An 8,299-nucleotide genomic window follows, 5' to 3' on the forward strand; every position below is an offset into this window, starting at 1 on the left:
TCACGTCGTGTGTGTGAGTTGTCCGATGGTCTTGCTGCAACGGCTCAGCCATCGGCCTGCAACTTGCTGAGAAAGCTTCTGGCTCGGTCTGATGCCGGTGCGTCCAGAACGATCTCCGGCGGCCCTTCTTCGGCGATGGCCCCATCTGCCAGGAGCACGACATGGTCGGCAACCTGCCGGGCGAATCTCATCTCGTGTGTGACCACGACCATGGTCATGCCTTCGTCAGCGAGTTCGCGCATAACTTGCAGCACCTCACCGACCAGCTCGGGGTCCAGGGCCGAAGTCGGCTCGTCGAACAGCATGAGCTTCGGCGTCATCGCCAACGCACGCGCGATGGCGACGCGCTGCTGCTGACCGCCCGAGAGGGCGCTCGGGTAGCTGTTCGCCTTCTCACCGAGACCCACCCGGAACAGCAGCTTCGCGGCTCGATCATGCGCCTCGCTCTTAGACCGCTTGCCCACAACGACCTGCGCCATCGTGATGTTCTCCAACGCCGTGAGGTGCGGAAAGAGGTTGAACGATTGGAAGACCATGCCGACGTGCTCACGCATGTGGTTCAGGGAACGCTCCCGGTATTCGAGACGTACTCCGTCGATTTCGACGGTGCCCGACGTCAGGCGTTCCAGGCCGTTGATACACCTGAGCAGGGTGCTCTTGCCCGCGCCGGATGGGCCGATCAGCACGGCCACCTCGCCCGCCCGCACTTCGAGATCGACGTTATTGAGGACGACGTTGTCCCCGAACTTCTTTGTGGCTCCGGTGATCCGAACCCGTGGCTGACCATCAATTTGAGTCATTGTTCTAACCTCGCTTCTGGAAGTAGCGTTCGACCTTGCCGGCGAAGAATGTCATCGCGCCAACCATTGCCAGGTAATAGAGGCTGACGATCGCGTAGTAGGTGAGTGGCTGGAACGTTGCCGCGGACAAGCGCTGCGCGGTCATGAAGAGTTCATCAACGGTGATGAAGGATGCGACGGCGCTGTCCTTGAGGGACACGATCGCCTGGTTCACCAGCGCCGGGACAACGACGCGGAGAGCCTGCGGTGCGACCACCCTGCTCATGGTGGCCACCCTGCTCATGCCTAGTGAACGAGATGCCTCGACCTGGCCGTTGTGAACGGAGTTGATGCCCGAGCGGAAGATCTCAGCGACGTAGGCGGAGCTGTGCACGCTCAGCCCGATTGCCGCGGCCGTGAAGGCATCCACTTTGAAAACGGAGACGATGCCGAAGTAGATGACGAAGAGCAAGGCGATGAGGGGTATCCCTCGGACGACGGCCAGATATCCGGTCGCGAACCGTGAGAATGCCGGGATGCTGCTCATCTTCATGGCCACGATGATTGCGCCGAGGATGACCGAAAAAACGAGCGTGAGTGCGGTGAGGCCAATCGTCACCGACAGGCCCTTGAGCAATGCTGGCGAACTGGCAATCAGGGCGTTCAGGAATTCCAATGGGTCTGCTTTCGTTCGGTGCGAGAGAAGAAACTGGGTTGCTGCCCGGTGGAGGGCAGCAACCCCACTTCTGCTAGCTGATGTCGGTCGCGAACCACTTCATGCTGATTTTTTTGTAGGTGCCGTCGTCGTGCATCGTCTTGAGCGCAGCGTTGATCGCGCTGAGGAGCTTGGGGTTGTCCTTGCTCACCGGGATCGAGGCGACGTCGGGGAAGAGGACGTCGCCCACAGCCTCGGCCTTGAGTCCGGCAGACTTGGCGAGGAACCGGCCCATGAAGCCCTGAGTGATGACAGCGTCAACACGGCCGGCCTCGAGGTCCCTGAGCGCATCGATGTCGGCCTGGTAGGTCTTGACCTCACCGACGCCGTCGAGGCCGTGAGCGAACTCTTCAAACGTCGTGCCCAGGGCCACTCCCACCTTGGCATCCTTGAGGCCGGTCACATCCTTGATCGAGGACCCCTTGGCCACGAAGAGCTGGGCGCCGGTGGAGTAGTACGGGTCAGAGAAGTCCACCTCCTTCTTGCGCTCATCCGTGCTCGCCATTGAGCCGATGATGGCGTCGTAGCGGTTGCCGACCAGGCCGGCGATGAGGGTGTTGAATGCGCCCGTGACGGGTGCTGCCTCGAGGCCGAGCTCTTTGGCCACCGCGGTGCACACGTCGACGTCAAAGCCGACGAGCTTGTTGGACTCATCGTAGAAATTGAAAGGGCGGTATTCGCCACTCATTGCGCAGGTCAGTTTTCCTGAAGCGACGACACTGACGGATTTGGGCTTGTCGGCGGCCGAGGCCGCGTCCGCGCCCGCGGCGGTTGGAGCGCAAGCGCTCAGGGAGACGAGCAGAGTGGCGGCCATCGTCGCGCCGAGGATGCGGCGGTGCATCGCGGAGAGTTGGTGTCGCTTGGTCATGGGGTCACTACTTTCTGTCCAGGTGCAGGGGGAATAGAGAGGAAAGCCGTGCAAGGGTCTAGAACGTATTCTTCGATCGATCGATCGATCGAATCAAGGGTTGATTTACCATATAGTCGAAATACGGTTCCGGCAAGACAAATTTTTCCGGGCCCCGAACCGGAGGAGTGCCATGACTTATGAAAACCGTTTCGACCTGTCGCTACGCTGGGCCGACATGGACGTTTACCGCCACGTGAACAATGTCGAGTTCTTCCGCCTCCTCGAAGAAGCCCGCGCTCGACTCTTCCTCCGGTCGGATGACGCATCCGAGATACTGGCCGGCGGCATCGTCGTAGCGAGTCAGCGCCTCGACTACCTGCGCCCGCTCCCTTATCGCACCGACCCCGTCACAGTCGGCCTGACCATAGCCGCGATAGGGCGGTCTTCCTTCACCCTGGACTGCCGGGTCTTCGACTCAGGTGAAGGCGCGGAGGATCGTGTGTACGCAGCCGGCTCGGTGGTGATGGTTGCCTTTGATGAGCAGGCGGAGCGGCCGCGTGCCCTGCAACCCACGGAGCGCTCCTGGCTGGAGCGTCGGAGTCAGACTGCCTGACCCAGGACCCGTTCGACACTCGCGGCCGGAGCGAGTCGCCGGCCGGTCCGGCTGTCAGGAAGAGGCCCTCGATCTGCGGCGGCGATCGCCAGGGCCATCAAGGACCTCGCTGCATATTGGGCCGCCGGAAGTCGGCAACGGCGCCGCAGCCATGGCGGACGCCAGGGCGGTGCGGTTTTCAGCCTGACGGGTCCCAAATCGACTTTCAATCGCCTCGGGAAGGTCGAGTTAGGACCCCTCACGGCGGGCTGAACGGATGCCTACCGGCCCGGCCCACGGCATCCGTCGCTACACAGAGGCGAGGGCTTCCTCCAGCTCTGCCGGAGCAGGGAGTCGCACGATGACGGGGGTTGCGTTGCCCAGGTTGTCCGAGACGGGGCAGCGAAGTCCGGCCAGGCGGAGTACCTCGTCGAGTTCGGCGGTGCTGGCGTCTGAATCGAAGTCGGCGGTGAGCTCGATGCCCTGGAATCCCGCCCGGTTTTCGGTGGGCAGCGCCATCAGCCGCGAGGGGTCCAGCTCGCCCTTGACCGTGAGCCGCAACGACCGCACATCAACGCCCTGCTCTTTGGCGACGAGATGGATGACGACGTTCATGCAGCCGGCGAGGGAGGCTAGGGCGTATTCGACCGGATTGGGCCCGGCGTCCTCACCTCCGAACATGGCGGGCTCGTCGATGATGAACGAGAAATCCCGCACCGAAACTGCGAGCTTGGTCGGCGATTCCGAAGTTCCCGTGACGGTGACCTTGAGTGGCTTGACGGACATGTGTTCTCTCCTCTGAGAAATGCACTGCCGCCCTCAGCGAGAACGCCAGCGCCCTTTCAGGCTACGCCCATGCAACACGGAGAAACGACGATTGGAGGCGCCCGACCGGGCAGTCACCGGCCCCGCTCAGCCGCCTTCTGCACAGGAGCCCCCTGCTCAGCCGTGCGAACCAATTCGACGGAGATTTTGGGCCGATGTGCTCTGACAGCCGGAAAATAGCTGCTTTAGGCACATTCTCGCGAGAATCTCCGTCGAATTCGTTAGGGGGCTGGGGCGGGAGCTACCCCGCGCACCACACCCCGGACTGCATGGTCGCCGTGACGCGCAGCCCGGCGTCGAGCACGATCAGGTCGGCGCGGTTGCCGGCGGCGAGGCGTCCGCGGTCGTGGAGGCCGACCATGTCGGCCGGGTTCTGGGTGGCCGCCTGCACCGCCAGGTGCAGCGGCACGCCGGCGATGTGCACGGCGTAGCGAACCGCTGCGCTCAGGGTGAGCACTCTGCCGGCGATCGTGCCGTCGGTCAGACGCGCCTCGCCGTCGGCGACGTGAACGTCGAGACCGCCGAGCTTGTAGTCGCCGTCGTGCGCGACGGTTGTACCGGCTGCGGCCATGGCATCCGTCACGAAGACGGGCCGCGAGGGGCTCTCGATGATGAAGCGCACCACGGCGGGGTGCAGGTGCACGCCATCGGCGATCAGCTCGGCGAAGACGTTCGGGCCTTTCAGCAGGGCGGCCAGGGCCGGACTCCCGGTGGTGCATCGGGCGCATGGCGTTGAAGACGTGCGTGCCGGCCGTAGCCCCGGCGGCGATGGCCTGCCGGGTCAGGTCGTACGTCGCATCCGTGTGCCCGATCGCAGCCACGGCCCCGGTGCTGACACTCCTCGGCCGCAGCGAAGAACCCGGCTACCTCGAGAACTACGGCCCGGTCGACCCCGACACCGCCCGCGACCTCGCCTCGCGAGCGCCGAGCTTCACCCGCATCCTGATCCATCCAGAGACCGGCATCTTGCTCTCGGTCGGCCGGGGTGAGGGTGGGCGGGGTCATGAGGTGACTTTAGCGAACGGCCGGGCCGGGCATCCGTCTCGCGGTGCGCGGATTTGTCGCCCGGGTCCGGTGTTGGGGATAGCGCCTGGTCAGAAAGGGGCGTCGTCGGGCAGCGGTGGCCGGGCGAGCCTGAAAGGCCGGGGCGGGCCGGAACCGATCTGGGCTCTGACCTCGGCGGCAACGGGAGCGCCAACCTGACCACCACCCGCGGCGCCAACCGGAGCGCCAACTTGAGCAGCAGTCTGGGCGCCAACGGGGGCACCAACCTGGGCGGCAGCGGAGGGCGCACCCGGTGGGGCGATCCAGGTGGCCGGTTGAGTCTCGAAGTCGCGCCCGGTGGGTGAATTCCAGATGAGGTTGCCGCCCGGCTTCTGCTTCACCGTCCACGACGTCTCGGTTTTCAGGGTCTGGCTCGACCGACAGAGGTGCGCGAGGTTATCGTCGGCGGTTTGGCCGAGGTCTTGCCACTCCCGGCTGTGGTCCAGATCGGCGCCGCGCGCGGGCTGGTTGCAGCCGGGGAAGCGGCAGGTTTCGTCTCGGAGGCGGAGGAAGCGTCGCATCCGTTTGGGTACCTTGTAGCTGTGCCGGCCGACCGAGAGCACGATGCCGGTCTCTGGATGGATCAGGATGCGGGTGAAGCTGGGCGCTCGCGAGGCGAGGTCGCGGGCGGTGTCGGGGTCGATCGGCCCGTAGTTCTCGAGGTAGCCGGGTTCTTCGCTGCGGCCGAGGAGTGTCAGCACCGGGACCGTGATCTGGACGGTGGCTCGGATGCCCGCCGCGAGTCCGGCCGGGGTGACCCCGTCGATCAGCAGGTCACTGAGCACGTCCGTGCGCAGTTGGGTCAGAGAGCGCTTCTCCTCCGGCCCCTGCAGGCTGCGGGCGGTGTCGTTCGCCCGGTTGAAGATGGCATGCACGGTCTCGGTGCTCGTGGTCAGGCTCAGCGTCGCCATCCCGTCGGTCTCGGCCTGCAGCCAGGACGTGCGTTCCGAGAAGGATTTCTCCTTGCGGGCGGCGATCGATTCGGGGTGCAGGCGTTCCCGGAGCATCCGTGCCTGGTGTTTGAGTTTGGCCGCCGTCAGGGTGCGCGCGGCGGGGAGCAGCGACTGCTCGAAGGCCGGCAACGCGTCGGCGGGCACCGAGCAGGCCTGGCCGATCACGGCCTGGGCGTGCTGGTAGCTGATCTCACCGGCGTGCAGCGCGGCGAGGGTGCCGGGGAGATCTTCGACCAGGGCCCGTGACTCGGCGATCAGGTTCTCGGCGGTGGGTTCGGGGATGCGCAGGGTGCACGCCAGTTCGCTCGAGAATTCGCGGTGGGCGATCTCGTGCGGGTCCCACCGGGAGTTTGCCCTGCGTGGAGTGTTGGCGGCGTTCGCCTCGCTGAACCGGCGCGCCTCGTCAATCATGTCTGCCCTCTTCGCGGCGTCCCGCGCGAGACTCCGGTGCACGGCGGCGATCGCGTCGAATCGCGTGCCGAGCTGCGCCTGAGAGATGCTCACCGAAGAGGTCATGCCCATCACATTAGGGGACACCACTGACACCCGGTCGTGGTCCAAAATAGGTGCGAATAGGCTGGTCAAATTTACATTGTGGAGGGATGGCGGGGAAGGGGGGAACACAAGGCCGGCCCGTAACGACCAGCCCACCGCGGCATCGCCAAGGTGAGAGACTTGAACATCGACGGGCCCAGGCTGGCAAAGCCAAAGCAAGCGTAGCGACGTGCACCCAGGGCGCACGGCCGGGAAAAGCTCAACGTGCGCGTCGCTCCCGGATGACCGCGAAGAACCGCAGTAGCCTTCCCGCATGAAAGCGAGCGATTCTCAGCAGTCCGTGACCGCTAAGGGGGTCAGAGGCGTCCTGGCTAGCCCGCCCTGGTTGGTGCGCGATGTCGTGGTCGCCCTCGTCGTCGGGATAGCAGCCGGCGTCATCTCCGGGCTCCTTACGACCGAGGCGCAGCGGGACATTGATGACCAGCGTTCGGATCGCGAGCGTGCAGCCGCTGAGACGCTGGCGGGTCAGTCCTACCGGCTGGAGAACCTTCGATTCGTGCGAGACCGGTCCTCAGACGACGCTCGCGGACGCCCGTACAACGGTTTAGACCTGCAGGGAATGGAATTGAGCGGGCTCTCCCTGACGGGCGCGGACTTCAGAAACGCGAATCTCAATGCAGCGGCCTTTCGCGATTCGGACCTCCGCGGAGCCGACTTCGCGTACAGCGACATCGGTGGCACGGACTTTTTCGGTGCGAAACTAACGGGCGCCGCATTCGTTCGCACAGAGTTTGACCGTAAGCACGGGCCTGCCTTGACTTTCTTCGCCGCCACGCTGGTCCACGCCAAGTTGATGGAGATGAAAATCGTCGACGTAGACCATGCAGATCTCACTGAGGCGATGCTTTACGGCTCGGACCTCACTGAGGCCAGCTTCATCGACACGAATCTCACGGGAGTTTGCTACGACGTGGGTACGACGTGGCCGAAAGACTTCAATCCACCGCCGACGGGTGACCCCAAGGCCTGCGGTCGGGGCCATGTGACCGATTTCTTCGCGGCTCGGGGTACTGCGATTCCTGATGAGTACCTTGGGCCGGGCAGCGATTTCGACACGGAATAGGCAGCGAGCGGATGCCACGCCGCGCCTTGAGGGGTCCCAAATCGACCTTCAATCGCCCCGGGAAGGTCGATTCGGGACCCCTCACGGATTCGGCCGAGTGTCAGCCGCGGACGCCGGCGCGAACCGTCAAGGCTGCCCGTTCAGGGATCCGGCGACGGCTCCCGCTCCGGGAAACGGCAGCGTCGTCGGCGGCGTCGGAAGCGTTCGAAGCGGCGTCGTCGGCGTCGGCAGCGGCGGCGGAACCAGCTCGCGCAGGAAGGTGACGTTGGGATTGGCGTTCGGCAGGGCATCCGTCACCTCGCGCAGCGCCTGCTCGATCGGCACGCCCCGGTGCCTCGCCGCGTAGAGCGCCCCGACCGTGGGCGTGCGGCTGATCGCCTGCACACAGTGCACGAATACGGTGCGACCCTCCGCCCGCAGCGCCGCGATCGCGTCGACCGTGTCCTCGAGCACGAAGGTGAGGTTGGGGTTGGCCCGCGGATCGACCTCGTCGACCAGCCAGACCGCGACCCGATTCTCGGCACGGATGCGATCAGGCACCTGGCTGCGCCCGACCCGGCAGAGCGACACGACGGCGTCGATCTCGGCCGGGAGGTCGTCGAGGATACCGACTGCGCCGAGCCAGACACCGTCGTCGTGCGGGTGCCGCACCAGGGTGGAGATGTCGCCGGAGGTGGCGTAGGCGAGGTGGTCGGCGGTGGGCCAGGTGGTCGCGACGCGGTCCTTGCGCGCGCGACGGTCGAGCACGGCCGGGTCTCGGCGCTCGGGGGCACCGGCTTCGCGCCGGTCGGGGGTGGCCGGGTCGCGGCGCTCGGGCAGGTCACCGTTGCGGCGTGATCGTCCGCCGTCGGCGCGCGCGGCCAGCACGCCCTGCCGCACCAGCTCGTCGGAGCGCAGCCCGTTCGGCCAGCCGTGCACGATCC

General features: G+C 65.5%; 9 protein-coding genes. 2 read left to right on the forward strand and 7 right to left on the reverse strand.

Annotated features, from left to right (window positions below; all coding sequences use genetic code 11):
• Positions 1-44: 44 nt before the first annotated feature.
• From E3T37_RS03875 to E3T37_RS03885, 3 genes are all read right to left on the reverse strand, one after another.
• Entirely contained in the window at positions 45-800 is a 756-nt protein-coding gene (locus tag E3T37_RS03875) for an amino acid ABC transporter ATP-binding protein (RefSeq protein ID WP_134365524.1), read from the reverse strand.
• A 4-nt stretch (positions 801-804) separates the two neighbouring features.
• Complete coding sequence (locus E3T37_RS03880) at positions 805-1,455, reverse strand: amino acid ABC transporter permease (protein ID WP_134365525.1); 651 nt, start codon at positions 1,453-1,455, stop codon at positions 805-807.
• Positions 1,456-1,528: 73 nt separating this feature from the next.
• Complete coding sequence (locus E3T37_RS03885; RefSeq protein WP_134365526.1) at positions 1,529-2,362, reverse strand: transporter substrate-binding domain-containing protein; 834 nt, start codon at positions 2,360-2,362, stop codon at positions 1,529-1,531.
• Between the two features lie 172 nt (positions 2,363-2,534).
• On the opposite strand from E3T37_RS03885, the gene E3T37_RS03890 reads away from it, so the two are divergent.
• Complete coding sequence (locus E3T37_RS03890; protein WP_134365527.1) at positions 2,535-2,957, forward strand: thioesterase family protein; 423 nt, start codon at positions 2,535-2,537, stop codon at positions 2,955-2,957.
• Between the two features lie 288 nt (positions 2,958-3,245).
• Here the strand turns inward: E3T37_RS03890 and E3T37_RS03895 are convergent, their stop codons facing one another.
• The 3 genes from E3T37_RS03895 to E3T37_RS03905 all read right to left on the reverse strand — a co-directional run bounded on the left by E3T37_RS03895 (position 3,246) and on the right by E3T37_RS03905 (position 6,274).
• Positions 3,246-3,722: an OsmC family protein gene (locus tag E3T37_RS03895; RefSeq protein WP_134365528.1), complete on the reverse strand. Its 477-nt coding sequence runs from the start codon at positions 3,720-3,722 to the stop codon at positions 3,246-3,248.
• Positions 3,723-4,002: 280 nt separating this feature from the next.
• Positions 4,003-4,404: an amidohydrolase family protein gene (locus tag E3T37_RS17120; RefSeq protein WP_198415959.1), complete on the reverse strand. Its 402-nt coding sequence runs from the start codon at positions 4,402-4,404 to the stop codon at positions 4,003-4,005.
• Between the two features lie 451 nt (positions 4,405-4,855).
• Positions 4,856-6,274 (reverse strand): HNH endonuclease signature motif containing protein, encoded by a 1,419-nt coding sequence (locus E3T37_RS03905; RefSeq protein WP_166789085.1) that lies wholly within the window; start codon positions 6,272-6,274, stop codon positions 4,856-4,858.
• Between the two features lie 292 nt (positions 6,275-6,566).
• Here E3T37_RS03905 and E3T37_RS03910 point away from each other — a divergent pair, with 292 nt between their 5' ends.
• Positions 6,567-7,376 carry a pentapeptide repeat-containing protein gene (locus tag E3T37_RS03910; RefSeq protein WP_134365530.1) on the forward strand — a complete coding sequence of 270 codons (810 nt, stop codon included), beginning with the start codon at positions 6,567-6,569 and terminating at the stop codon, positions 7,374-7,376.
• 126 nt (positions 7,377-7,502) lie between these two features.
• Here E3T37_RS03910 and E3T37_RS03915 read toward each other — a convergent pair.
• Positions 7,503-8,299, reverse strand: a 797-nt coding sequence (locus tag E3T37_RS03915; RefSeq protein ID WP_166806068.1) for a dual specificity protein phosphatase family protein, incomplete at its 5' end; no start/stop codon positions are given.

Source organism: Cryobacterium sp. TMT2-10, from assembly GCF_004403075.1.
Taxonomy (GTDB): Bacteria; Actinomycetota; Actinomycetes; order Actinomycetales; family Microbacteriaceae; genus Cryobacterium; species Cryobacterium shii.